This is a genomic window from Corallococcus sp. NCSPR001 (assembly GCF_017309135.1).
Lineage (GTDB): Bacteria > Myxococcota > Myxococcia > Myxococcales > Myxococcaceae > Corallococcus.
In genome coordinates this window covers 6,086,830-6,109,728 of sequence record NZ_JAFIMS010000002.1, presented here as the reverse complement: position 1 = coordinate 6,109,728, position 22,899 = coordinate 6,086,830, and the positions used below count along the sequence as shown (strand labels likewise).

General features: G+C 68.3%; 23 protein-coding genes and 1 pseudogene. 16 read left to right on the top strand and 8 right to left on the bottom strand.

All coding sequences use genetic code 11. The features are described from left to right. Positions 1–36 precede the first annotated feature (36 nt). The 12 genes from JYJ93_RS26375 (at position 37) to JYJ93_RS26320 (ending at position 10,123) form a co-directional block, all read left to right on the top strand. The gene (locus JYJ93_RS26375) at positions 37–717 is read left to right on the top strand and encodes a RedB protein (RefSeq protein ID WP_206796205.1); all 681 of its coding nucleotides are present in this window, start codon (positions 37–39) and stop codon (positions 715–717) included. Next, on the top strand, positions 717–2,216 hold the full coding sequence (locus JYJ93_RS26370; protein ID WP_206796203.1) for a methyl-accepting chemotaxis protein: 1,500 nt from the start codon (positions 717–719) through the stop codon (positions 2,214–2,216). Before JYJ93_RS26375 ends, JYJ93_RS26370 begins: the two co-directional genes overlap by 1 nt. Before the next feature lie 42 nt (positions 2,217–2,258). Further along, positions 2,259–3,470 (top strand): proprotein convertase P-domain-containing protein, encoded by a 1,212-nt coding sequence (locus JYJ93_RS26365; protein ID WP_206796201.1) that lies wholly within the window; start codon positions 2,259–2,261, stop codon positions 3,468–3,470. A gap of 138 nt (positions 3,471–3,608) precedes the next feature. Next, the gene (locus tag JYJ93_RS26360; protein WP_206796190.1) at positions 3,609–4,100 is read left to right on the top strand and encodes a tenascin-X; all 492 of its coding nucleotides are present in this window, start codon (positions 3,609–3,611) and stop codon (positions 4,098–4,100) included. A gap of 23 nt (positions 4,101–4,123) precedes the next feature. Next, a complete protein-coding gene (locus tag JYJ93_RS26355; RefSeq protein WP_206796188.1) occupies positions 4,124–5,608 on the top strand; it encodes a hypothetical protein in 1,485 nt (494 codons plus the stop codon). 161 nt (positions 5,609–5,769) lie between these two features. Beyond that, the gene (locus JYJ93_RS26350; RefSeq protein ID WP_206796186.1) at positions 5,770–6,123 is read left to right on the top strand and encodes a hypothetical protein; all 354 of its coding nucleotides are present in this window, start codon (positions 5,770–5,772) and stop codon (positions 6,121–6,123) included. 4 nt (positions 6,124–6,127) lie between these two features. Further along, positions 6,128–6,706 (top strand): hypothetical protein, encoded by a 579-nt coding sequence (locus JYJ93_RS26345; protein WP_206796184.1) that lies wholly within the window; start codon positions 6,128–6,130, stop codon positions 6,704–6,706. Further along, positions 6,703–7,281: a fimbrial protein gene (locus tag JYJ93_RS26340; RefSeq protein ID WP_206796182.1), complete on the top strand. Its 579-nt coding sequence runs from the start codon at positions 6,703–6,705 to the stop codon at positions 7,279–7,281. The genes JYJ93_RS26345 and JYJ93_RS26340 overlap by 4 nt, the downstream gene beginning before the upstream one ends. 84 nt (positions 7,282–7,365) lie before the next feature. Next, a complete protein-coding gene (locus tag JYJ93_RS26335) occupies positions 7,366–8,469 on the top strand; it encodes a tetratricopeptide repeat protein (protein ID WP_206796180.1) in 1,104 nt (367 codons plus the stop codon). Positions 8,470–8,544: 75 nt separating this feature from the next. After that, positions 8,545–9,171 (top strand): SRPBCC family protein, encoded by a 627-nt coding sequence (locus tag JYJ93_RS26330; protein WP_206796177.1) that lies wholly within the window; start codon positions 8,545–8,547, stop codon positions 9,169–9,171. Next, entirely contained in the window at positions 9,171–9,500 is a 330-nt protein-coding gene (locus JYJ93_RS26325) for a metalloregulator ArsR/SmtB family transcription factor (RefSeq protein ID WP_014396181.1), read from the top strand. The genes JYJ93_RS26330 and JYJ93_RS26325 overlap by 1 nt, the downstream gene beginning before the upstream one ends. A gap of 107 nt (positions 9,501–9,607) precedes the next feature. Further along, a complete protein-coding gene (locus tag JYJ93_RS26320) occupies positions 9,608–10,123 on the top strand; it encodes an OmpA family protein (protein ID WP_206796168.1) in 516 nt (171 codons plus the stop codon). 50 nt (positions 10,124–10,173) lie between these two features. Here JYJ93_RS26320 and JYJ93_RS26315 read toward each other — a convergent pair whose 3' ends face one another. Beyond that, entirely contained in the window at positions 10,174–11,199 is a 1,026-nt protein-coding gene (locus JYJ93_RS26315; RefSeq protein WP_206796165.1) for a methyltransferase, read from the bottom strand. Between the two features lie 75 nt (positions 11,200–11,274). Between JYJ93_RS26315 and JYJ93_RS26310 the strand changes: the two genes are divergently transcribed. Then, positions 11,275–12,012 carry a class I SAM-dependent methyltransferase gene (locus tag JYJ93_RS26310; RefSeq protein WP_206796163.1) on the top strand — a complete coding sequence of 246 codons (738 nt, stop codon included), beginning with the start codon at positions 11,275–11,277 and terminating at the stop codon, positions 12,010–12,012. Between the two features lie 6 nt (positions 12,013–12,018). Here JYJ93_RS26310 and JYJ93_RS26305 read toward each other — a convergent pair whose 3' ends face one another. Further along, positions 12,019–12,588, bottom strand: a complete 570-nt coding sequence (locus tag JYJ93_RS26305) for a hypothetical protein (RefSeq protein WP_206796155.1) — start codon at positions 12,586–12,588, stop codon at positions 12,019–12,021. Positions 12,589–13,184: 596 nt separating this feature from the next. Between JYJ93_RS26305 and JYJ93_RS26300 the strand changes: the two genes are divergently transcribed. After that, positions 13,185–13,679: a hypothetical protein gene (locus tag JYJ93_RS26300; RefSeq protein ID WP_206796153.1), complete on the top strand. Its 495-nt coding sequence runs from the start codon at positions 13,185–13,187 to the stop codon at positions 13,677–13,679. A 33-nt stretch (positions 13,680–13,712) separates the two neighbouring features. Beyond that, positions 13,713–13,919: pseudogene (locus JYJ93_RS26295) on the top strand (hypothetical protein); the annotation flags it as partial. Positions 13,920–13,939: 20 nt separating this feature from the next. Here the strand turns inward: JYJ93_RS26295 and JYJ93_RS26290 are convergent. Genes JYJ93_RS26290 through JYJ93_RS26265 form a run of 6 tightly spaced genes read right to left on the bottom strand, consistent with a single transcriptional unit; the run spans position 13,940 to position 22,372 of the window. Beyond that, positions 13,940–14,818 (bottom strand): SMI1/KNR4 family protein, encoded by an 879-nt coding sequence (locus JYJ93_RS26290; RefSeq protein WP_206796151.1) that lies wholly within the window; start codon positions 14,816–14,818, stop codon positions 13,940–13,942. Next, the gene (locus JYJ93_RS26285) at positions 14,818–15,645 is read right to left on the bottom strand and encodes a crotonase/enoyl-CoA hydratase family protein (protein WP_206796149.1); all 828 of its coding nucleotides are present in this window, start codon (positions 15,643–15,645) and stop codon (positions 14,818–14,820) included. The genes JYJ93_RS26290 and JYJ93_RS26285 overlap by 1 nt, the downstream gene beginning before the upstream one ends. Positions 15,646–15,693: 48 nt before the next feature. After that, positions 15,694–16,641 carry a hypothetical protein gene (locus JYJ93_RS26280; protein WP_206796146.1) on the bottom strand — a complete coding sequence of 316 codons (948 nt, stop codon included), beginning with the start codon at positions 16,639–16,641 and terminating at the stop codon, positions 15,694–15,696. Positions 16,642–16,665: 24 nt separating this feature from the next. Further along, the gene (locus JYJ93_RS26275; protein ID WP_206796144.1) at positions 16,666–17,982 is read right to left on the bottom strand and encodes a DUF1444 family protein; all 1,317 of its coding nucleotides are present in this window, start codon (positions 17,980–17,982) and stop codon (positions 16,666–16,668) included. Positions 17,983–18,026: 44 nt separating this feature from the next. Next, positions 18,027–20,669 (bottom strand): MYXO-CTERM sorting domain-containing protein, encoded by a 2,643-nt coding sequence (locus JYJ93_RS26270; protein ID WP_206800725.1) that lies wholly within the window; start codon positions 20,667–20,669, stop codon positions 18,027–18,029. Positions 20,670–20,728: 59 nt separating this feature from the next. After that, entirely contained in the window at positions 20,729–22,372 is a 1,644-nt protein-coding gene (locus JYJ93_RS26265; protein ID WP_206796134.1) for a hypothetical protein, read from the bottom strand. Positions 22,373–22,427: 55 nt separating this feature from the next. On the opposite strand from JYJ93_RS26265, the gene JYJ93_RS26260 reads away from it, so the two are divergent. Continuing rightward, positions 22,428–22,802, top strand: a complete 375-nt coding sequence (locus JYJ93_RS26260; protein ID WP_206796126.1) for a hypothetical protein — start codon at positions 22,428–22,430, stop codon at positions 22,800–22,802. Positions 22,803–22,899 lie beyond the last annotated feature (97 nt).

Sequence of the window (22,899 nt, the reverse complement as noted above, 5' to 3'; positions counted from 1 at the left end):
TGCCATTGGCGCGGGAACTCTTCAGCATGACCGGACATGGCAGCCCCGGATGTCTCGCATGGCCCCGTGGATGTCCCGGCCCGGACATCCGTTGAAGAGGGTCTGAAACACAGTGCGCGCGAGCGCCGGGCGCTGCCGTGGTGGGTGGGCGGCTGGTTCGTGGCGAGCGCGCTGGGGCTCGGGCTCGTGTGGTCACACGCGAGCGCGCCGGGGCTCGCGGCCACGCCTCCCGTCCGGCTGCCGGAGCGTTTCCCGCGGGCGCCGGACACGTGGACGCTGCTCGTCTTCCTCCACCCCCTTTGCCCGTGTTCCCGCGCGACGTTGGCGGAGCTGACGAAGCTCCTGGACCGGCACGGCGCGCGGCTCTCCACGCGCGTGTTCGTCTGGGCGCCGCGTGACGCCCCGCCGGACTTCGAGCGCTCGGAGCTGTGGATGCGCGCCATGGCCCTGCCCGGGGCAAGGGTGGTGGCGGACGTGGACGGGCAGGTGGCGCGCGAGCTGGGCGCGCGAACCTCGGGACAGGTGGTCCTCTATTCGCCGGACGGCGAGGAGCGCTTCGCCGGCGGCATCACCTCCGCGCGGGGCCACGAAGGTGACAGCGCGGGGGGAAGGGCCCTGCGGGACCTCCTGGCGGCGGAGGTCCCCAGCGCCGCCACCGCGCCTGTCTATGGCTGTGCCCTTGAAACACCCCCTTCGCCCGTGGGTCACGACACGTGATGAGAATCCAGCTGTCCGAAGCAGCCGTGTCCGAGCGCGCGCGCCAGCTGTTCGATGCGCAGTGTCTGGCATTGGGCCGGCGGACGGACCGGACCTTCGTGGTCCTGATGGTGTTGCAGTGGCTGGGCGGCGTCGCGGCGGCGGCGTACCTGTCGCCCCGGGCCTGGGAGGGCCTGGAGAGCACGGTCCACTCCCACGTGGTGGCGGCGGTGGGGCTGGGCCTGGTCCTGGGGAGCCTGCCGGTGGTGCTCGCGCTCACGCGCCCCGGCCGCGAGTCCACCCGGCACGTCATCGCGGTGGGGCAGGCGCTGATGTCCGGGCTGCTCATCCACCTGATGGGCGGCCGCATCGAGACGCACTTCCACATCTTCGGCTCGCTGGCGCTGCTCGCCATCTACCGGGACTGGAAGGTGCTGCTCACCTTCAGCGGCGTGGTGGCGGCGGACCACTTCCTGCGCGGGATGCTCTGGCCGGAGTCCATCTTCGGCATGCACGCCCGCGAGTCCTGGCGGTGGATGGAGCACACTGCGTGGGTGGTGTTCGAGGACGTCTTCCTCGTCGCCTCCTGCGTGCAGGGCCAGCGAGACCTCCGGGAGGCCGCGCGGCGCGAGGCGCAGTTGGAGCTGTCCCGGACCGAGGTGGAGGAGCAGGTCGTCCGGCCGCTGATGGGCACCGCGAGCGCGCTGCGCGACGCCGTGACGACGCTGACGGAGTCCACCGGCGAGCAGCGCCAGGAGCTCTCCCGCCAGGCCCGCGCGCTGGAGGAGACGCGGGTGACGGCGGAGGAGATCCGCCAGACGTCGATCGTCGCCTCGGCGCAGGCCGCCCGGGTGCTGGAGGCCACGCAGCAGGCCGGGGATGTGGGCGCGGCGGTGGAAGAGGCCATCGGCCAGGGCGTGGAGGGGCTGGCGGACCTGCGCGCGCAGACGGCGGACCTCTCCGAGCGCATCCAGGGGCTGGCGGCGTTCACGGAGCGGATCGCCGGCATCACCCGCACGGTGCAGGACCTGGCGGACCAGTCCAACGTGCTCGCCATCAACGCGGCCATCGAGGCGGCGCGGGCCGGCGAGGTGGGCCGGGGCTTCGCGGTGGTGGCGCGGGAGATGCGGGGCCTGGCGTCCCAGTCCGTCACGGCCACGCAACAGGTGCGCGCGGTGCTGGATGACACGCGCTCCCGAATCCAGGGGGTGGTGGACCTCACCCGCCAGGGCGGCGAACGCATGGGCCGGGGCATCGAGACCCTCCGCGCCTCCGGTGAACGGCTGGGCATGCTGTCCGGGCTGGTGAAGGGCAACGCGGACGCCGTCCGCCAGATTTCGGCCTCGGTGAGCCAGCAGTCGGCGGGCGTGTCGCAGATCTTCACCGCCGTGTCGGACCTGACGGCGCTGATGCAGGCCTCGGTGGCCCGGGTGGAGGCCACCCACGCGGCGGCGGACCGCCTCCAGCAGGTCACCGACCAGGTCCACGGCGTCATCGCCCTGTATCAAGACAGGACCTGAACGGTCACCGACACGCGGCCTGTCTTGGAGTACATGGACGCCATGAACTCCAGACTCCGTCGTTTTCTGTCGTTTTCCTCGGTTCCCCTCCTGCTGAGCTGCGGCGCCGCCGCGGTGTCGGACACGCCGGCCGAAGCGCTGGCGGTGCAGACGCAGGAGCTGGCCACGGGCACGCCCGCGGGCATCGGGGTGGTGCTGTTCCTCAACGAGTACGCCCTGACCTTCAACATGCTGGACACGCAGGTGCCGCTCAACGCGCAGGCGGCGCAGAGCATCATCAACTACCGCTACGGGCCGGACGGCATCCCGCACACGGCGGATGACAAGCGCTTCGTCTCCGTCGAGCAGGTGGACGCGCTGCCCCAGGTGGGGCCCGCGGCGCTGGCGGCGCTGGAGGCGTACGCCCGGGGCACGGGCCGGGTGGAGCTGCCGGTGGACGGCTGGGTGGGCACCTTCCACGGCGTGTCCTTCAACGTGGCGGAGGCCCGCCGGGTGCTGGCGGTGGTGAACACGCAGTCGCAGGCGGCGCTGCAGTCCACGTACAACGTGCCCGCTGCGGCGGCGAGCGCGATGGTGGCGGCGCGGCCGTTCTACGACATCCTGACGCTGGGCCGGCTGACGTCCGTGGACGCGACGGCGCTGCAGAACCTCAAGACGGCCACCCTGCAGGGCGAGGAGGGCGACCCCTGCACGGGCGTGGGGACGTGCGGGCCGAACCTCCACTGCGAGGGCAAGCCGTATGACGGCTCCAGCCCCTACGGCCGCTGTGTGACGACGCTGCCCATCCCGGGCGACGGCATGTCGTGCTCGCGCTTCGTGCCGTGTCAGGAGGGGCTGGCGTGCCACGGGCTGGACTCGGGCGCGACGGAGGGCTGGTGCCGGCCGGCATGGATGTCTGGCGAGTTCACGGCCTACGCGGACCTGACGCTCCAGGGGAACACGACGCCGCAGACGGCGACGCAGCCGGTGGTGGGCCTGGCGACGGTGCCGGAGGACATCACGGTGGAGCTGGACCTGGCGCACAACAACCCGTCCAAGCTGGTGCTCACGCTGGAGGATCCGGGCGGTGAGACGGCGCTCCTGTGGGACGGCCCCAACGAGGGCACGCCGCCCAAGCGCATCCCGGTGACGCGCGGCATCCCCCGCGACGGCTCCGTCAACGGCCTGTGGAAGCTGCACATCGTCAACCCGTCGGGCGTGGGCAACGGCAAGCTGCGCGAGTGGAAGCTGAAGCTCACCAGCCGCTGGGACTGACGCGCCTCCTTCCGAGCCCATCGAAGGATGATGTGACGCCCGCGAGGCTTGTCCTCGCGGGCGTTCAGGGGAGGGCGGTTTAACCGGTAATACAGGCTGTGTGCTATCACTGGGAGTCTCTCCAACCGGGAGCCATCCGTGAAGGCACGTCTGTTGAAGGTGTTCGCGTCGTTGTCATTGGGATTGCTGGCCGCGTGCGGCAGCGTGGACATGGAGTCCACGTCGCTGGCGCGGAGCCAGTCCGAGCTCGGCTCCGAATGTCCCTGTGGAGGCGAGGGCCCGTGGAACTGTCTGCCCTGCGCCTTCATCTGCGGTGACGGCATCTGTGACTCGGCCCACGGCGAGTCCGTCAACACGTGCGCCGAGGACTGCACGCCCGCGCCCTACTGCGGTGACGGCTGGTGCAACAACGGCGAGACGAACGCCACCTGCCCCTGGGACTGTGGCCCCTCCACGTGGTGCGGCGACGGTCTGTGCAACGGAAACGAGACGGTGACGAGCTGCCTGTCGGACTGCGGAAGCCTGACGTGTGGCGATCACCTCTGCGACGCCCACGAGATGGGCTGGTGCTCGGACTGCGGCCCCATCTGCACCGGTCCGAACTGCCCGCAGTGGCCGCAGGACCCGTAGCCACGAAGGCAGGCCCAGGAACCATGCAACGCGTCCATCGTCATTACGGGGCCGCCGTGGCCCTGTCGCTGTTGGCGTTCGCCGGCTGTGAACCGGGTTCTCTCGCCACCACCACGGCTCCGCTGGCCCTCGGGCTCGGAGGCGATACCGCCTGCGTCTGGGGGAGTCCGGACTGCAACCTGTGCAGCCCGGATGTGCCGCTGCGCTTCCAGGAGCTGCGCGACCACGGCGAGGTGCTGGGCTTTCATCCCGGGCCGTTCAACCTCAACGTGGCCTACCCGGGCGGCAATCACTGGCAAGGCATCCAGCGGCTGCCGGCCCTCTCGGGGCGCCTCCTCGTCCTGTCCAAGCGGGATGACGCTCCTGGCGGCAACGTGGGGCACCTGGTGCACATGGCCACCCGCGACGGGGAGGGTGGGCGCTTGCGCTCCAACCGGCTGAGCCCCTCCATCAAGGAACCCGAGGACACCGCTCCGCCGGGCGCGGACGCCGCGGTGGCGGCGCTGCCGGTGCTGGACGGCTACCGCCACGGCGGCGGCATGCAGGCGGTGGGCAACATCCTGGCGCTGCCCATGGAAGAGGGGCCCGGCCTGGGGCGCATCGCGCTCTATGACTACAACGCATCCCTGTCGCCGGGCCCGTTCGCCTTCGTCCACGGTGAAACGGCGACCGCGGGAACTGCGTCGTTCACGAAGCTGTCGGACGGGCACTTCCTGCTCGTGCTCGGGCAGGTGGACGCGAACACGCTGGAGGTCTTCCGCTCCTCGGAGACCGGCCTCCGCTCCGCGACCAACCAGTGGGTGCGCGTCGACAGGTGGCAGAAGTCGGAGCTGCCGGACGGGCAGTGGGGCGCCTTCCAGAGCCTCAACTTCGTGACGGACTGCAATGACTCACAGCTCTACCTGGTGGGCACGCGGCTGGGCGGCCTGCGCTGGGGTGCGGTGAGCGACGATTACGTGCACCTGTACCGGGTGCACCTGGATGGCCACATGCGTCTGGAGCACGTCGCGTCCAAGCACCTGTATTGCAGCAACGATGGTTCGCGGCAGTGCAACCTGGACGCTGGCGGAGGCCTCTTCGTGGGACCCGACCGGGGCCTCATCCTCTACGGCACCGAGCACGCGGATGACGGCCCCGGTTCGACGGTGAAGATGGTGGAGTTCCGGAGCATCTGGGCGGACTCCCGCTGCCGCACGGACATCGGGCACGCCTACGTCGACTTCTACGACGACTCCGACTTCAGCGACCGGGGCGTCATCTTCGACTTCAGCGACCAGGGGTTGAAGAACTGGGCGCGCTTCGACGACGTCGACCGGTTCAACGACAAGACCTCCTCGGTGCGCTGGTGCATTCCGCCGGGCCACCGGGTGCGGCTCTACGACGACTCGAACTACAAGGGCAGCTACAGGGACCTCGTGGGCGACGGCGAGCTCCACGAAGCCAACCTGAACAGCAAGGCCTGGGGCTTCAACGACAAGGTGTCCTCCGCGCGCTGGCTGACCGAGTGACGCGGAGGCCGGCTGGCGGGGCGGCGCGGGAAGGTGCTATCGCGAGGGCCATGCGACCACGTCTCGCGTTGCTCTTCCCGCTGCTGCTCTGCGCGTGTGCAAGCGGTCCGTCACCGCGCGCGAACGAAACCGGCGAGGAGCACCCGCCGCGAAGGAGCCCCATGAATCCGGATGCACCGTCTCTCAAGCGCGGTGAGGCGCTGTTGCGTCATGGCACCGGCGGCGACGCGGTCCAGCCCGCCGCGCCAGCTCCCGCCGTCCAGGAGCTCGGAGCCCTGGCGGGGTTCGGGCAGGCCTGGACGTCGTGCTCGGCCCGGGCTTCGGTCTACCTGTTCGACGGCTACCACGAAGCGAGCGCGGCGCAGGTGAGGCTGATGAAGCAGGTGCCCGAAGGGAAGCAGGGGGCCGGCACGGTCAACGGCGACTGGCTCATCTGGACCACCGTCGATTCGACGGACGAAGCCGGCCGCGACGTCATCGAACGGGTGGTCTCCGCCTTCGCGGGCGAGGAGTGAAGTCATGAACCAGGAGACAAGGCACCTGGGGCCGCCTGCCATCGCGGGCATCGTCTGGTACGCCATCGGGCGCTTCTACGAGGCACTGGACGGCAAGGTGCAGGACGTGGGCTACTTCGCGCACCTGGGAGGCGTGGAGGGGCCGCTCTTCAACGGACCACCGGGAGAGGCCACGGCCTTCTTCACCTTCCGCGCCGAGCCCTTCACGCCCCAGCACCTGACCAACGGCGACCTCACGGTGTCATTGGATCCGGTGGGCCGCTTCACCCTGTATTTCAACCCGGAGCCCCGTGGAGACTTCTCCGCGCCGGAGAGCTTCGGTGTGGGTCAGCCCATCGCGACGCTCCAGCGCCTCTCCACGGTGGTGGGGACCGCGGTGGGCCCGCTCTCCAGCAACCTCTTCTCCGCGGTGTTGTGCTCCAGCGAGGACTTCGTCTTCCAGGGCCGCACGTGGAACCTGGGGCGCTTCCTGCCTCGCGGCATCACGCAACTGGGAACCGGAAGCACCGCCGCGCTTCAGCCGACACCCGCGGGCTACCGGAGCGTCACGGCCTTCGTCGGCTCGGCGATGGCGCTGGGATGAGCTCCCGCCGGAGGTGGTTCTTCATCGCCTTCGGCCTGCTGGCCTGCTCGTGCGTGGGCGTGGTGGCCGTCAACACGGTCCGGAACTTCGTCCGGTTCGGCCAGCGCGCCAAGGCAGCGGAGTGCAAGTCGAACCTGAAGGCCTGGTCCGCGCTCCAGAAACGCCACTTCCAGGACACGAAGACCTACGAGCCGGTCTTCGCGAAGGTGGGCTTCGCGCCCGAGCGGGGCAACCGCTACGCGTACTTCGCGGGCCGGGGACCGATGGAGGTTCGCGACCAGGAGCGAAGCGAGGCTCCAGAGGGAGCGATGGCCATCGGCGCGGACACCTTCCGGTTCACCTACCTGCGCCCCTTCGACGTGCAGGTGCTGCATCCGTCATTGAAGGCCCGGCTCGGCGTCTCCGGCACGTGCCCCGCCTGCGACATCACCCTGGTGTGCGTGGGAAACACCGACGAGGACGCGACGCTGGATGTCTGGGTCCTCTCCACCGGAGCGCTGGACCTCCAGGACGTGGACGGAGAGACCGCCGAGCCCGGTGTCCCCGTGCACCTCGTGGACGACACGAAGGACTGACGCGCATCCAATCATGCGCGAATCAGGATGAAGGCATGCGTGGCGGGTGAGGCGGAACGAGAGCTCAGGCGTACGATGGCCACCATGCATCGCACCTTCCTCGTCCTGTTGCTGCCGCTCACCTTCGGCTGTGCCACGACGGCAGCCACCTCTCTCGACGCCGCGCCCACGCAGGTGGCAACCGCGGAGAAGAAGAACCTGCTGACACTGCCGGAGATCCTCCAGCGCATGGAGGCTTCGCCCGTGAAGTACGCATTGGACGAGAAGGACTCCCCTCCAGACGGATGGGCTGACACGCTCTGGCCCCAGCGGATCCAGCCGTTGCCCTATGCGCGAGTCGTGAGGGAGGGGGGCAAGGCCACGCTCGCGCCGCCATACAACGACCCCGAGTCGGAGCGCCTGCTGGCGGAGGCCGAGCCGCACTTCCAGGCCAACCGCTTCGACGAGGCGGCGAAGTTGTACGCGCGCTCCACCGAGGTCTGCCCGAAGTGCGCGAACGCCTGGATCTTCCGGGGAGACGCGGCGCTCTTCGCCGGCAAGGCGGAGGAGGCGCTCGGCTACTACCGCAAGGCCGCGGAGCACAACCCCGACGACTACCGAGGGCACTTCTTCCAGGGCCACGCGTTGTCCCGGCTGGGGCGGCGTGCCGAGGCCCGCGAGGCCTTCGCCACCGCGCTGGTGCTCAACCCGCGCCTGCCCACGCTGCGCAAGCTGCTCAAGATGTATCCCGGGTTCGGGCTCGTCATCACGCCCGACATGATGGTGCCGCGCGGCATGGCCGAGCGAACGGAGACCGGCGTCTCGGCGGTGTACGACGGGCACTACGGCACCGCGTGGCTCGCGTTCGCGGCGTGCAAGGCGCTGTGGCTTGGAGAGCCCTCGCACCGCAAGGAGCTGACCGGCAGCGACAGTGACACCCAGTTCACCTCCATCGAGGAGCTCGAGTGCCTGGGCGCCACGCTCACGGGCTACGAGGTCGCGAAGGCGCAGAAGGGCGCGGACGCGGGGACCCCAGACGAGGGCCTGGAGCGGATGAAGCGCATCGTCGAGGCCGGGATGGCCAACATGCTCGTGCTCTTCGAGCTCGCCTCGCGCGTCCATCCGCAGGCGACGTTGACCCTGAGCGATGACGTGCGCCAGCGGCTGCGCGCGTACGTCCTCGAGTACGTCCTGCTGGAGAAGGACTGAGGCCTGGGGTCGTATTAGAATTGACTAATATGAGTGCGGACTGTAATGACTCGGGTGAACGGAGGAGGTCCGCACATGCTTCACACCCTGATTGGCGCCCAGTTCCGCGCGTGCGTCGAACGCGATTACGAAGGCAAGCCGGCCCACGTGGTCGTCGCGCAGCGCGTGTATCCCACCGGAGTCGAAGACCTGTGGGATGCGATCACGAACCCGGAGCGCATCCCGCGCTGGTTCGCGCCGGTGGAGGGTGAGCTGCGCAAGGGCGGCCGCTATCAGATCAAGGGGAACGCGGGCGGGACCATCACGCGTTGTGACAAGCCCGAGGCGTTCGACCTGACCTGGGAGATGAACGGCGGGATGAGCTGGGTGACCCTCCGCCTGGCGCCGGAAGGGAAGGGCACGCGGCTGACGCTCGAGCACATCGTGCACTCCGCGGACATGGAGCAGTTCTGGAGCCAGTTCGGTCCCGGAGCCACCGGCGTGGGCTGGGACTTGAGCTTCCTGGGTCTGGGCCTGTACCTGGAGTCGGGCAAGGACGTGGCCGCGGAGGCCGCCGCGTCCTGGGTGCACTCCGACGAAGCGAAGACCTTCATGCGCGCGAGCGCCCAGGCCTGGGCCGACGCCCACGTGGCGGGCGGAGAGACGCCCGACGTGGCTCGCGGGATGGCCGAGCGCACGGCCGCGTTCTATACAGGGGGCTGATGCACGCCTTCGACGTCCTCGGCGATCCGGTCCGCCGCCGCATCCTGGAGCTGCTCGCGGAAGGCGAGCACGCTTCGGGCGAGGTCGTGGACGTGATCCAGCGTGAGTTCGGCATCACGCAGTCCGCCGTCTCGCAGCACCTGAAGGTCCTGCGGGACAACGGCTTCGCGACGGTGCGGGTGGATGGCGCCCGTCGCCTCTACGCCGTGGACGCCGCGCCGCTGGCGGAGGTGGACGCCTGGCTGGACCGCTTCCGGGCGTTCTGGACGCCGAAGTTGGACGCCCTGGCTACAGAAGTCGCGCGGGGGAAGAAAAAGAGGGGCGAGTAGTCAGCAGGCGTCTCCACGGCCCACGCCGTGTCACTGGACGCGGCGCTCCGCCCTCGGCAGCGTCTGGCTCCGGCTCCCTTCCCCCTGGAGCCCAAGGAGTCCAACGGATGAAGCTCAAGGCGCTCTGCATCGCCGTATCGCTGCTGGCCGTTCCGGGCGTGGCCGCCGCGCAAAGCCCCTTTGATTCGCTCAAGAAGGCCGCGGGCGACGCCAGCAAGTCCACCGTGGAGAAGCGCGTCAACACGAAGCTCACGGACGAGGGCCGCAAGAACCAGTGCAGCTTCAAGACGGGCACCGCGGAGCTGGCCCCCGGCTGCGACGCGAAGCTCAAGAAGCTCACCAACGCGCTCGTGGACGCGAAGAAGCAGCTCGTCGCCGCGGGCGTCAAGAGCTACAAGTTCGAGGTCTCCGGCCACACCGACTCGACGGGTGACGCCGCGAAGAACAAGGCGCTCAGCGAGCAGCGCGCGGAGACCATCGTGAAGGAACTGGTCGCGCGAGGCATCCCCCGCGGTGAAATCACCGCCGTGGGCTACGGCTCCGAGCGCATGCTGGTGAAGCCGGACAACACCGAGGCGAAGAAGGCGCAGAACCGCCGCTACGAGCTCCAGGTCCGGCTGTAATCCGTCTTACGGTGTGAAGGAGGGCGGCGCCGGTAGCGCCGCCCCCTTGCTCAGGCCTTCGCCGCCTCGATGATGCTGGTCCCGCTCTGGGTGGGGATGAGGCGTTGGATCTTCCAGCCGGTCGCGCTGAGCAGCGCCTGGAACTCGTTGTAGGTGCGCTCGCGTCCGTTGGCGACCACCAGCATGTTGAGGTCCATCAGGTGGGTGATGTCGGGCGTGCGGTTGTCCGGGATCACCATCTCCACCACGAAGAGCCGGGCCGGGGCGGGGGCCGCCTCGTGGAGCCGGCGCAGGAGGGTGGAGCAGGCGTCATCCGCCCAGTCGTGGAGGATGTGCTTGAGCAGGTAGGCGTCGGCGGGAGGGATGCCGGGCTCGAAGAAGTTCCCGGCCACCACGTCCACCCGGTTGGCGATGCCCCGGGACGCCAGGACGGGCTTCGCGCTCTCGGCGACCTGGGGCAGCTCGAAGAGGATGCCCCGGCAGGAGGGATGGGCGCGCAGCACCTGCGCGAGCAGGTCGCCGTGGCTGCCTCCGATGTCCGCCACGCGGGCGAAGGCGGAGAAGTCGACGTGCCGGGCCACCTGGCTGGACACCATCTCGGACCAGTCCCCCATGGACCGGGCGAAGTGCTCCGCCTCGTCGGGGTTCTTGGCGAAGTGCTCCCAGATGTCGGAGCCCAGCGCGGCCTGGATGGGAGCGCTCCCGGTGCGAATCGCGTCGGTGAGGCGCCCCCAGGGCAGCCAATGCGAAGGGCTGCTCTGGATGATGGCCAGCTCCCGCAGCGAGCCCGGCGTGTTCGAGCACAGGCCTTCACCCATGGGTGTCAGGGCGAAGGTCTTCTCGGTGAAGGCCACGAAGATGCCCGTGGCGAGGCCGGCGCGCATCAAACGGAACAGGGCATCCGGGTGGACACCCAATTCGGTGGCCAGCGACTCACTGTCGCGGGCCCCGGCCGCGAGCAGGTCCGCGATGCCCAGGCGGGCCACGGTGCCAATGACCTGGGTGCGCCAGTAGCTGGTGATGGCCAGGTGGAGCTGCTGCGTGGGGGACGGGCTGTCGCCAGGCGTGTTTTCCATGCCGCGAGTCTACCGCCGGGATCCCCGGAGTAGACTCTTTCCGTGGAAGGCGGATGCCACGAAAGGTCGTGCGCAATGGCGGCACAATACGATGACCTCGCCGTGAAGCTGTCGGACTGGGATGTCCTGCCCGTGCGCTCGGAGTACCTCGAAGGTCATACCTTCTTCAAAGCGCTGGGGGCCGTAGAGGGGCAGTCCGTCCTGGACCTGGCCTGTGGTGACGGGCTGTACACGCGGCAGCTCCAGTCGAGGGGAGCACACAGGGTGGTCGGCGTGGACATCTCGGAGGAGATGATTCGCGTCGCCCGGCAACACGAAGCGGCCCGGCCGCTGGGCATCGAGTACCACGTGGCGGACGTGGCCGGCATGACGCCGCTGGGTGTCTTTGATTGCGTGACGGCCGTCTATCTTCTGCACTATGCGCAGTCGCCGGAGCACCTGCTGCGCATGTGCCGGAACATCCATGCCCACCTGAAGCCCGGGGGCCGCTTCGTCACCTACGCGTTCAACCCCGAGTTCAGCGCGAAGGGGCCCAACAGCACTCGTTACGGCATCAAGATCCTGGACTTCCCGGAGTCACCCCGGGAAGGGCAGACCATCTCCGCGGAGCTGAGCGCGAAGACGCCCTTCACCATCCACTTCTCCCACTGGAGCCGGAACACGTACGAAAGCGCGCTGCGCGAGGCGGGCTTCCACGACCTCACCTGGACGCGCCCGGAATGCTCCCCCGAGGGCATCGCCCGGTATGGCCAGGAGTTCTGGCAGGACTACCTCGACAACCCGCACGCGGTCGCGCTGCGCTGCGCGCGGTGAGTTCACCTAAACCGCTTCGAACTTCGTTCCCGTGGCCCCGATGCGCTCAAGTGCGTCGCGGATCTCCTCGCGGACGATCAGGACGATGGGCCATCCCCAGGGGCGGAACACCTTCGCGTCACCGACCTGCGAAGCGTCAATCCGCATTCCCCAGACGTCCCGGTACTTTCCAACCTTCTCAGGGCGCCCGTCCTCGGGCGTCCACTTCTGAAATTCCTCGGTGGCCTTCTCGTCAATGCAGTGGCTCAGCTTGGTGGCCACGAGGATGAAGAACTGTTCGGACTGGCCTTCGACCTCTACGGGTAGGAGCTGCACGTCATCGGGAGCAAGGTCCGCGAAAACGGATGCCACCTTGGCGTGGACGACCGGCGTTGATCGGGCCGCTAGCGAGAAGTCGAGCGCTGTTCCAGGAAGATACAGCGGGAGCTTCACGCGGTCCGGAGCGTCAACACGTGTTCCGTCAGTGAACACCCACGGCTCACTCAAAGCTCTGCCCTCAGAGTCAGTAGGGGCGCCGAGCACCCATCGACCTGGAAGGGTCATGTCGTCGCTCAGATCGAAGTAATGCTCGGGCATGTAGGCCAGCTTCTCATCCTCACGCGACAACTACCTTGACGCTCACCGCATACAGCCTGAAAATCTAGAAATACACTGGATTCTGATGATGAGGCAGTTATGCGGGTTCTAATCGCAGCGAGACCAGGTCGAGCGCATTTCGCTTCGATACTGGCGGTCGCAGCACTATTGCTTTTCGCTGGTTGTACTTCTGCTAAATCGAATAGAACAGGCAGAGCAGGACGAACGGTGTTTGCCTTGGCGCAAACTGAGTGCAACCAAAGCGACTCGACTGTTTCCTGTTGCCTTAAGAGATATCCGTACAGCCCTGAAAGTTGCGGAGCTGAAGCGCCTGTAAGACCGCCTCAACCTCCCATCCTCCTCCCGCCGCCGGGGTCTACGGACTCCGCAAGCGCAGAAGAGCTACCAACACCAGCAGAGAGGGAGCGCTGGCGATCAGAAATATGCGAGCCCCACTATGACAAGTGCGTAAACAAAGGGGGCGGAGCAAAGCCCGGCCGCGTCCACAATGAGACGCAATGTAAAGCTTGTTACGAATACTGCACGCGCAGGGGTTTTTGGCCCAGCTCTGCCAACGGGAAAAGGTGTCCAGGAGGATGAGAAACCGCCAGCCGCAGAAGACAGAACGCGAGCCCATTGGCGCACTGGAGAGCGGTAGGCTTCACCTCTCTTTGTCAAAGGCGACCTTCGCGGAGTTCGAGCGCACATTTTTGGAACACCAGCGAGCATGGCTGCGCAAGGCCAAGACGCCGAAAGAGCAGCTTGTCATCAAGCGAAGGACCGCAGAAGACATTCTGCTGGGCGCTTACGGGCGCGAGTGCACCTGGGCTGAATTCAACCGCGCGTTGCGGCGCACTGAAAAGCTGGGCTACGACAATCCAGGAAGGCGAGCGCACATCGCGTGCTTATTTGCGCTGACCGTCAAGCAGTTTCCTGGGCAATCCGAGACGGCACGGCGGAAGCTGGATGAAGCAGAGAGGCACCTGCTCTTTCTGCGCAAAGCCCACCCTGTGCGGAAGGAAAACCTAAAAGACATTCAACGCATCCGGCGGATGGCCGGATGGGAGACAAGCGCTCCTCGGTCGCGCTAGGCGCTTGCCTCCACCACGCGTGGCGGACGCGCGCTGCTCGCACGCCGCCGTTTTACAACTCATGCCGAGGCGCGGATGGCCGTCTTCCGCTTCCTCGAAGGCTGGTACAATCCGCTCCGGCGCCACTCCGCGCTCGACTACGGGTCGCCCGCTGGTTACGAGGAGAAGCACCGCGCTGCCGCTCGAGGGCGAAAGCGCGGAACGCTCTGCGGAACCAGGGCAACTTCAGCAGGCGCATGAAGAGACTCCTGGATGCCGGCTCACTTCGCCTTGATGAAGAACCGATGTTCCGACCACCAGTCGAAGTGCCCCCGGCTGCGTGAGAAGTAGATGCCACGGTCGGCGTCGAGGACCTTCTCCCAGAACGGACCGCCGTGCTTCTTCTTGAGCTCGCCCTTTGGCTTTCCCAGGAGCTTCGTCGCCGTGAAGTCGTTCACGCCCGAGGGCAGCTTGAACGCGAGCGGGCCGTCGTACTTCTCACCGAGATGCACTTCGCTGATGACACCGTTGCGCCCGACGCTGATGGTGATGCCGCGCTTCGTGTCCTTCAGCTTTCCCTGGGCCTTGGGCAGCTTCGCTGGCAGCTTCAGCTTCTTCAAATCCGCCGACAGCTTCGCGTCGCTCACATGCCTGCCGAGCAGCGACACCAGCCCGCGCGGAAGGGGCGCGAGCTTCTTCACGCCCTCACTCACGACGGGCGCGGGTGTGGCTTCGCGCTGGTAGGCCCGCACGTTGAACTTCGCGGGCTTCGGGGCCTGGACCTCCTCCTTCGCAAGCCACGCGCGCAGGGCTTCGCGCGCGTCGCCCTCATCGAGATCGTCCAGGCGCGTCTTCCCCTTGCCCAGCGCGAGCAGGAACGCTTCGAGGCTGGGCGCGACGACCTTCAGCGCGTCCGACTCCGAATCGAACAGCACCACGGGCGCCGGCTTCACGGTCGAGACGAGCGCGAGCAGTGAACCGTCCGGCAGCGAGAGGAAGCACCACGCGTCTCGCAGCCCGCCCGGCATCTTCGGTAAGCTGAGCTCGAAGGTTCCGAACGCGCCGTGCTCCTGCTTCGCGAGCCACTTCGCGAAGCGGGCGAGCAACGGCGGAACGCTCTGTCCCTTGGGGGCCTTCAGCTTGACGTAATACCGGGTCATCAGCGGCCCTGGAACTTGGGCGGACGGCGCTCGGCGAAGGCGGAGAAGGCCTCCGTCAAATCGAGCGACTGGAGGAACGCGGAGTTCCACACCGCCACGTAGCGCAGCCCATCCGCGATGGACTTGTCCGCGCAGTACTCCATCACCTGCTTGGCGCCCTGGACCACGAGCGGCGGGTTGTCCGCGATGCGCCTCGCCGTCGCCCGCGCCTCCGTGAGCAGGGCCTCGGGGGAGGGGAAGACCTCGTTGACCAGGCCCATGCGCAGCGCGCGTGCCGCGTCCACGTCTCCGCCGGTGTAGGCCAGCTCCCGCGTGTTCCCCTCACCGATGATGCGCGGCAACCGCTGGAGCGCGCCCAGGTCCGCGACGATGCCGACCTTCACCTCGCGCAGGGAGAACTTCGCCTCCTGCGAGCAGTACCGGAAGTCACACGCGGCGATGAGGTCCATGCCGCCACCAATGCACCAGCCATGCACCGCGGCGATGACGGGCTTCTTGCACCGGGCCATCCCTTCCGTGGCCTGCTGCATCTCTCCAATCAGTTTCAGCAGCCGGCTGCGCTCCAGCGCCAGGTTGCTCTCGCCGGTGAGCAGCGGCCCCAGGGACTCCATCATCCCCATCAGGTCCAGGCCGTAGGTGAAGTTCTGCCCTTCACCGCGTACCAGCAGCACGCGCACGTCATCGTCGGCGTCCAGCGCGCGGAGCGCCTCGGGCATCTCCCGCCAGAAGTCCGGGCCCATGGCGTTGCCCTTGCCCGGGCCGGTGAGCACCAACTCGGCGATGCCGTCAGCCTTCTCGATGCGCAATGACTTGTACGTGCCGTCCATCCGTTCCCTCCCAGGGAAGTGTGCGGAGGGCACTTGAGCAGATGCCGCTCAGGCGGGCCAGAACCGGTGGCACTCCGCGCTCCATTCGGCACGGCGGGTGCGGCCGGACGTCCAGGTCTTGTAGCGGTAGTCGTGGCGGCTGCGCTTCTGGAAGTAGAAGGACCAGCGCCCCGACTCCCGCACCCCGAACACGGTGCCGAACTGGATCAGCTCGTCCTGGTCCACCTTCCAGAACGACCGGAAGGCATGGGTGCCCACGTGGTACCAGGAGGCGCCGCTCACGCCGCGTTCGTATTCGAGCTGGGCGGTGCCCGCCGCGCTCAACATGCCGGGCATGTAGTCATGCATCGACGCGGAGGCCGACGACTGCTGGCTGCCGCCCATGACCTTCCGGGCAGCGTTGAAGCGGGCCTCCATGGCCTGGACCTTCGCTTGGTACCTCGCCGCGTCGTTGGGCGCGTTCGCTCCCTCCGAGTTCGCGTTCAGGTGGTACACCGTCGGCGAGGCCGGATCTCCAGTGACGAAGATGGAGCACCCCTGGAGGGCGGCGGTGACGAAGTAGTTCGCGTGCGAGCCCAGCCGCACGCAGTGGGTGCTGTCGAAGCCCCAGTGCAGGTAATAGAGGTCGAAGGACTGCGCCACCACCGGGCCACCCACCTCCAGCGACAGCAGGTTGTGGTCCCCGTTGAAGAGGATGCCGGTGCCCGGTTCGGTGATGGGGTTCGTGTTCTCCGACAGGTCGGCGGCCTCGTGCAGCGCCCCGCTGAGCACACAGCCCTGCGTGTCGTAGACCGTGGCCTCCAGTCCGTGGGGGTCCAGGTTTCGCGCGTGCATCAACCGCTTCAACCCGACGAGCGACCGCTGCTGGGACGGCGGTGGCGCGACCCTGAGCGCCGGGAAGACGGCCTGTTTCGAGGCCTTCTTCACCAGGTCCTGCGGCTTGTAGAGGGGAACGAGCGCCAGGGGCCATCTCCAGGTGGGGGGCCGCGTGAGCATACCGCCCGCGGGGCAGGCCTGGCGTCAGGGCACGTCCATGGCCGTCGGGTCGGCCTTCCAGCGCTGGAGCTGTTCCTTGGAGGGAAAGCCCGTCACGCGGTAGCGCTCTGGGTACACGCCCAGCTCGGGCATCAGCAGCGTGCCTGCATCGCGCACCACCAGGTCCCAGCGGACCGCGGCCACCGGGGGCGCGTCCGGGCCCAGCGTCGCGTCCACGAAGAGGATGACGTCCGCTCGCGGGAGCAGCGACTCGCCTTCATTGGACCAGACGGTCTGCCCGAAGAAGCGTCCCTGGGCGTCCTTCTCCGGCAGCAGGCTGGCGACGAAGACGTCGTGGTGCTCCTGCTCCTGTTGCTTCCGGAGCCGCTCGGTCTGCTCCTGGTAGCCGCGCAGCCGGCTGGTGAACGCGAGCTTCTCCAGGATGCTCCGCGCCGGGCTCTTCGGCTCGGGGAGGAAGGGTTTCCATCCGTCGGAGGTGAGGCGCAGCGCGTGCCCGTCCACCGGGCGCGGCGCCTGGACGCCCTCCAGGGCCGCCTCCGCCAGCGTGAGCAGGCCCGTGGCGTCTTCCGCGCCGGTGATGAGCACCGTGTCCCGGTTGGGGACGACCACCACCGGATCGCCCTTCACCTCGCAGCCGCGCACCACGTCGTCCAGCAGCATCCGCGAGGCCCCGTAGCTGTCGTTCGTGAAGAGGCCGCAGACGCCCAGGGTCAGGTGCCGGAGCGGCGCGGCCTCCAGCCTCCGCAGGTTGGCCATCGCGTCCGCGCGGGCCTGCTCGTAGGTGATGCCCCAGCGCGTCAGCTCCTCCGTGGGCACGTAGCGCATGGCGTCCGGGGTGTCCTGGACGAGCGCCTCCGCCAGCACCTCGCCCACCGGCCGCCAGGACACCGGCGATGACTCACCGGCTTGCTGGGAGAACGCCTCGAAGGTGTCGCGGGCGCGCACCACGAGCATCAGCAGGGGGCGCGCCTGCTCGTAGGTGGCCGGGGCCTCCGGGAGCACGCCGGTCCGCCCCAACCGCGCGAGCACCTCAGCGCGCCGCTCGGGCGGGGCGTCCTGGTACTCGCGGTAGAAGTTCGCGAGGTTGAGGGTCAGCCCCAGGCCGCCGTCCGGGGCGTAGCGCTGGATGAGGAACTGCTCCGGGTCGTACTTCCATTCGCCCGTGGGGTCCGCGGCGCGGAGGGTCTCCAGCGCCAACTGGGCGTAATCCTCCCGGTCGCTCGCCTCCAGGGACAGCGGTTCATGGACCTTGAGGGGTCCGTTGGCGAGGACCAACGCGGCGACGAGCACCAGGGCCGACACACCGAAGCCCGCCACCTTCCACTGCGTGTTGCGTGACATGGGCCCGGCAGCAGACACCTGCCGGGCCACGCTGTGCAACCTTCCTACGCCGACCGAGCCCGGCGGCGGCGCAGCAGCAGGGCCAGGGGCAGGAAGCCCCAGAACGGCGCGCCCGCGGACGAACATCCGCAGCCGGAGTCCTCGGGCTCCTCCGGGGAACCCGTGCCCGCGTCGACGCTCGTCCCCGCATCGACCGTCACGCCCGCATCCGGCCGCGTGCCGCCGTCCATGCCTGCATCCACACCGCCGTCCGCGCCCGCGTCGCTGCCACCATCCGCGACGCCACCCCCACCGTCGGTGCCTGCATCCACGCCGCTGTCCAGGCCCGCGTCACCGCTGCCGGCGTCCGGCTTGTCTTCTTCCGGCGTGATGCTCAGCACCCGCCCGTGCACGCGTTTCATGTAGAGGCCGGGGCCCGAATCGAAGCGCTGGTAGACGATGACCGCCTTGTAGGGCGCGAGCAGGGTCATGCCCGCCGGGCTCGCGTTGTCCTCAGCGCGCCAGACGTCCAGCGGCTCGGGCGTCAACACCGTCCCGTCCAGCGACACGCGCGCCAGCTTGGGACCCATGAATGCATCCGACCCCTGCTGCCAGAGGATGGTGAAGCCAGCGCCGTCGAACATCGGCTGCGCGTAGCGCTTCATCGAACCCCCGGGGACAACGACCTTTCCGTCCGGGTCCTTCAGCGTGCCGTCGTTCGCCACGCGCGCGGCGCGGATCTCCGGCCAGCCCCCTCCCTTGCGGTAGTCCGACCAGGTGACCAGGAAGTCGCCATGCGCGGCGACGTCCGGCTCGTACTGGTAGGACGCCGCGGCGGAGATGATCCGCGGTGTCGCATCCACCAGTTGCCCGGTGGGGCTGACCCGGGCGGCATGGATGTCGTAATCGCCGTTGTAGTTCGTCCACACGACCAGGAAGTGCGTGCCATTGAAGGCCACCTTCGGCTGGCTCTGCGTCTGGGTGTTGGAGGCAGGCCTGGGAAGCGAGATGGGGCTGGACACCGAGCCGTCCTCGCGCACGATGACTCCCGTGATGCGGCTGCCCGCCGCCTCCCAGACGACGAAGAAGGAGTTTCCCGCGCTGGCGATGGAGGCGGGACCGGAGCGGGTGGACGTGGCGAGCGTGAGGGGCTGCGCGTCGATGAGCGTTCCGTCCGGCCGCACCCGCTGGGCCTTGAGGTCATAGCTGGAGCCCCCTTCACCCCAGGCCACCAGGTAGATACCGTCGCCAGCACCCAGCGTCGGACCGGCCACATAGGTCGGGAAGGGGAGGACCCGCACGTCGCCCGTGGGCAGCCCGTCGGCGTTCAGCGGCTGGAGCCGGATGCTGACGGTGCTCACGGCCTCCTCGCCCACCTGGTCCCGCCACGCCATGAGCCCGGTGCCTCCCGATGAGGCCACGCGCGGGATGTCCTGGACATTGGCGCCCCAGGCGAGGAAGCGGCCCGCTCCATCCACCGGGGTGCCGTTCGTCTCGAACCGTCCGGACTTGAGGCCGTACGAGCCAACGTACTCGGCCCACACCGCGCGCAGCCGCGTGCCGTCGAAGACGAGGTCAGACAGCGTCTTCTGCCCGGAGTGGGTGAAGAGGGGCACCCGCGCGGCGTCCTTCACCACGCCGTCCTTGCCGAAGCGCACCCCGTAGAAGCGCTCGTCGTAGGAGCCGGTCGCGGCGCGCCAGACGACCCACGTCTGCGTCCCGTCGAAGGCGATGGCCGGGCCCTGCTTGTAGTCGTAGCTGGCGGGCGTGATGCGCACCCCGGTGCCGTCCAGCGGTTCACCCGCGACGCTCACCCGCCCCCCGTAGAAGTCGCCGTAGCCGGAGGAGTTCCGGCTGTCGCCCCACAGCACCTGGTAGTTCGTCCCGTCGAAGAGGGCCCGGGGATACGTCTGGTAGCTCGAGGCGAGGACGCTCACCGGGATGCCCGCGGCGTCCAGCACTTCGCCGGAGGGCGCGACCCGCGTGGCGTAGATGTCCCACTGGGTGGTCTCGCCCACCTGGTGGCGGCCATCCTGCCAGGCCACGAGGAAGCCATCGGGACCGCCCGCGACGGTCGGGTTGGCCTGATTGCCGGCGGTGGAGACGAGCACCCCCGGAGTGGTGTCCAGCACGGTGCCGTCGTCGCGGATGCGGGCCCCGAGGATGTCGTAGTCATAAACGCCGCCGCGCTGCCACACCACCAGGCTCACTCCTCCGGACGAGGCCACCTTCGGGTCCACCTCCCACTTTCCGTCGATGGCTGGGATGGGGGCGGAGATGCGGAAGCCATCGGGTGGGGTGGTGACGGTGCCGTCGGGGCTCACCCGCGCGCCGTAGATGGCGAAGTTGCGGTTGTCCCGGTAGTCCTGCCACACGACGAGGAACTGCTTGCCGTCCCACGTCACCGAGGGGGCTTCCTGGCTGTGGGACGCGGTGCACAGGGGGATGCCGGCCGGGTCCAGCAGGTTGCCTTCCGCGTCGATGCGCGCGGCGTAGATCTCCGGGCCGGTGCCATAGAAGGCGCTGCGCTCCCCGCGCCGATCGTCGCTCCAGACCAGCAGTGTGACGCCGCCACCGGTCGCGGCGCGTGGCGACACGACGTTGGCCATCAGCCGCCCGTACCGGGGCGACTCCAGCGAGAACTCGTTGGACAGCTCCGTTGCCCCAACCACTGAAGCCCACAGCCACATCACGACCACGGCGCGCATCGACACCTTCCCCCTGAAGAGGCAGGCATCATCCCCAATTCGAACCCCCTCGCGCCAGCTCAGGGCTCGTTGAAGATGAGCAGGCCCCGGGAGGTGTCCACGACGTACACGTGGCCGTCTCCGGGAACGCGGATGCCAATGGCGCCTTCGAGCAGGTCATCGCCCCGGTTCAGGTCGGACTCACGGAAGGTGTTGAACCAGGCGATTTCGCGCGGCCGAGGGGGAACGGAGACATCCAGCACGCGCAGCCCCTCCTGGTAGTAGGCGATGTAGAGCCGCTGGTCCTTGAGGATCATGTTGTGGATGGAGGTCTGCGGCCGCAGCTTGTAGCGCCCCATGAGCTGGATGTTCGTGGGGTCCGTGACGTCCAGCACGCGCAGGTGGGCGCCCTGGTACTCGCCTCCCTCGAACGCGATCGTCTTCCCCGCGAAGGTGCCCACCGCGCTCGCGTGGCTCGTCGAATAGCTGTTGTCGGTCTCGAACGTGTAATGGCCCAGCTCCAGCGGGCTCATCGGGTCCTTCACGTCGTAGACGACGTAGCCCGCGCTGAAGTGGTTGACGTAGAGCCGGTCCTGATAGGCGAAGGAGTCGTGCGCCGAGGGAAACGCGGACTCCGTGTCGGCGGCGGTGAAGCGATTGAGCAGGACGGGCTGGAGCGGCGTGGAGATGTCGAAGATGAGCGTCTCGCCGGTGGGCGCGGGGCCCGGTGACACGGCGTAGAGCCGGTCGCCCTCCACGAACATCGTGTGGACATCGATGGGACCGCGACCGGGCGCGCTGCGCACGAAGGTCGGGTCCTCCGGGTGGGTGATGTCGAAGACGATGACGCCCGAGCTCTTGCTGGCGATGTAGAGCGCGTCGTCCTTGGCCCAGGCCGCGTTCCAGTACGAGTCGCCCGGGAGGGTGATCCGCTTCGTGATGACGGGGTGGCTCGGGTCGCGGACGTCGATCACCGCGAGCCCTCCCGGGGCCTGGGTGAGCGGGTCGTCGATGGAGACGACGTAGGCGTGGCCCCGGTGGACATACACATCCACCGGGCGCACCGTCTGGACATGGGTCTCGGAGAGGAGCCGCAGCCCTCCCGAGGATTCGGACTCGTTCCGCGCCCAGGTCATCCGCGCGGCCTCGAAGGTGCCCGAGGTGGCGACCTTGCCATTGGTGCAGCGGGCGAAGCATCCGGTCACCAGCCCGGGCCCGGTGACGCCGCAGCCCTCGAAGACCAGGTTCCGGACGGTGTCCCGGAAGGTGTACCGCGCGGAGACGCGGAAGCTTCCCTGAAGCTGCTGCCGCGCGACCGGAGCGCTCCGCATCGTCGGGAGGGAGTTCATGGTCGCGGTGCCGCCATCCTCGGGGACCCGGATGCCGGCGAAGTCCGCGAGGCCCGAGGCGTGGCGCATGTCCACCTGGTAGATGCCATGCGGCTCGATGGTGGCGAGCGAGGCGGTGTCGCACTTCGACAGGTCGAAGAGGGACGGGTCGTCGCAGTCGACGACGGTCCCCGGGAGCGGTGTGAACGCGCAGGGGGCGTACTCGCCCCGGTCGACCCAGTCCGACGGGTCGACCAGGGGCGTATAGGTCCCGTCCCAGGGGTCCTCGGGAGGAGGCGGGGGCGGGGGCGGGGGTTTGGACGTGTCCGAGCAGGACGACGACAGCAGGGCACAACCGAGGATGACTGCACGAAGGGCAGGGGACTCGAGGGCCATGCCCGAGAGTGTATGGCGTTACACTGATTGTCCGGGATGTGGGTATGCTGCCTCAATGCTCCTGGCAACATTCGCCTTTGTCATCGCCCTCTTCCTGGCCATCGGGGGCCTGCTTTTCGTCGGCATCCCGTCCTGGGAGCAGAACCGGTACGACCGTGTCCGCCGCGAGGGGCAACGCTATCTCGCCGTCATCAAGGAGGTCAGCGCCTCCCGGAACGACCGAAGCCAGGCGTGGCTCCTGCTGAAGCTCGAGACTCCGTCGGGTCCGGTGGCGAAGCGGCTGATCGTGAAGTTCACGGAGAAGATCACCTGGGAGTTCCTCTCCACGGCGCGCGTGACGGACCGGCCGGTGTACGTGCACTGCCTCCTGGATGAGCGTGTGGGGGAAGACGTGCGTCAATTCGGCTTCGTCCTCGAAGAAGCGCCTTGAGGGCCAGGCCCTGCTCAATCCGTCATCAGCACGTGCGCCCCCTTGTTGAGGCCGGGAGGGTTGTCTGACTTCTCCACGGAAGACAGACGCCGAGGAG

Bases quoted from the DNA above. Each gene is read 5' to 3' on its own strand.
- JYJ93_RS26300 (WP_206796153.1), top strand. From the start codon at position 13,185: ATGAGAAACCGCCAGCCGCAGAAGACAGAACGCGAGCCCATTGGCGCA.
- JYJ93_RS26355 (WP_206796188.1), top strand. From the start codon at position 4,124: ATGCAACGCGTCCATCGTCATTACGGGGCCGCCGTGGCCCTGTCGCTG.
- JYJ93_RS26370 (WP_206796203.1), top strand. From the start codon at position 717: ATGAGAATCCAGCTGTCCGAAGCAGCCGTGTCCGAGCGCGCGCGCCAG.
- JYJ93_RS26260 (WP_206796126.1), top strand. From the start codon at position 22,428: ATGCTCCTGGCAACATTCGCCTTTGTCATCGCCCTCTTCCTGGCCATC.
- JYJ93_RS26265 (WP_206796134.1), bottom strand. From the start codon at position 22,372: ATGGCCCTCGAGTCCCCTGCCCTTCGTGCAGTCATCCTCGGTTGTGCC.
- JYJ93_RS26320 (WP_206796168.1), top strand. From the start codon at position 9,608: ATGAAGCTCAAGGCGCTCTGCATCGCCGTATCGCTGCTGGCCGTTCCG.
- JYJ93_RS26345 (WP_206796184.1), top strand. From the start codon at position 6,128: ATGAACCAGGAGACAAGGCACCTGGGGCCGCCTGCCATCGCGGGCATC.
- JYJ93_RS26270 (WP_206800725.1), bottom strand. From the start codon at position 20,669: ATGCGCGCCGTGGTCGTGATGTGGCTGTGGGCTTCAGTGGTTGGGGCA.
- JYJ93_RS26280 (WP_206796146.1), bottom strand. From the start codon at position 16,641: ATGCTCACGCGGCCCCCCACCTGGAGATGGCCCCTGGCGCTCGTTCCC.
- JYJ93_RS26310 (WP_206796163.1), top strand. From the start codon at position 11,275: ATGGCGGCACAATACGATGACCTCGCCGTGAAGCTGTCGGACTGGGAT.
- JYJ93_RS26305 (WP_206796155.1), bottom strand. From the start codon at position 12,588: ATGCCCGAGCATTACTTCGATCTGAGCGACGACATGACCCTTCCAGGT.
- JYJ93_RS26285 (WP_206796149.1), bottom strand. From the start codon at position 15,645: ATGGACGGCACGTACAAGTCATTGCGCATCGAGAAGGCTGACGGCATC.
- JYJ93_RS26350 (WP_206796186.1), top strand. From the start codon at position 5,770: ATGAATCCGGATGCACCGTCTCTCAAGCGCGGTGAGGCGCTGTTGCGT.
- JYJ93_RS26365 (WP_206796201.1), top strand. From the start codon at position 2,259: ATGAACTCCAGACTCCGTCGTTTTCTGTCGTTTTCCTCGGTTCCCCTC.
- JYJ93_RS26325 (WP_014396181.1), top strand. From the start codon at position 9,171: ATGCACGCCTTCGACGTCCTCGGCGATCCGGTCCGCCGCCGCATCCTG.
- JYJ93_RS26335 (WP_206796180.1), top strand. From the start codon at position 7,366: ATGCATCGCACCTTCCTCGTCCTGTTGCTGCCGCTCACCTTCGGCTGT.
- JYJ93_RS26340 (WP_206796182.1), top strand. From the start codon at position 6,703: ATGAGCTCCCGCCGGAGGTGGTTCTTCATCGCCTTCGGCCTGCTGGCC.
- JYJ93_RS26275 (WP_206796144.1), bottom strand. From the start codon at position 17,982: ATGTCACGCAACACGCAGTGGAAGGTGGCGGGCTTCGGTGTGTCGGCC.
- JYJ93_RS26330 (WP_206796177.1), top strand. From the start codon at position 8,545: ATGCTTCACACCCTGATTGGCGCCCAGTTCCGCGCGTGCGTCGAACGC.
- JYJ93_RS26290 (WP_206796151.1), bottom strand. From the start codon at position 14,818: ATGACCCGGTATTACGTCAAGCTGAAGGCCCCCAAGGGACAGAGCGTT.
- JYJ93_RS26315 (WP_206796165.1), bottom strand. From the start codon at position 11,199: ATGGAAAACACGCCTGGCGACAGCCCGTCCCCCACGCAGCAGCTCCAC.
- JYJ93_RS26375 (WP_206796205.1), top strand. From the start codon at position 37: ATGGCAGCCCCGGATGTCTCGCATGGCCCCGTGGATGTCCCGGCCCGG.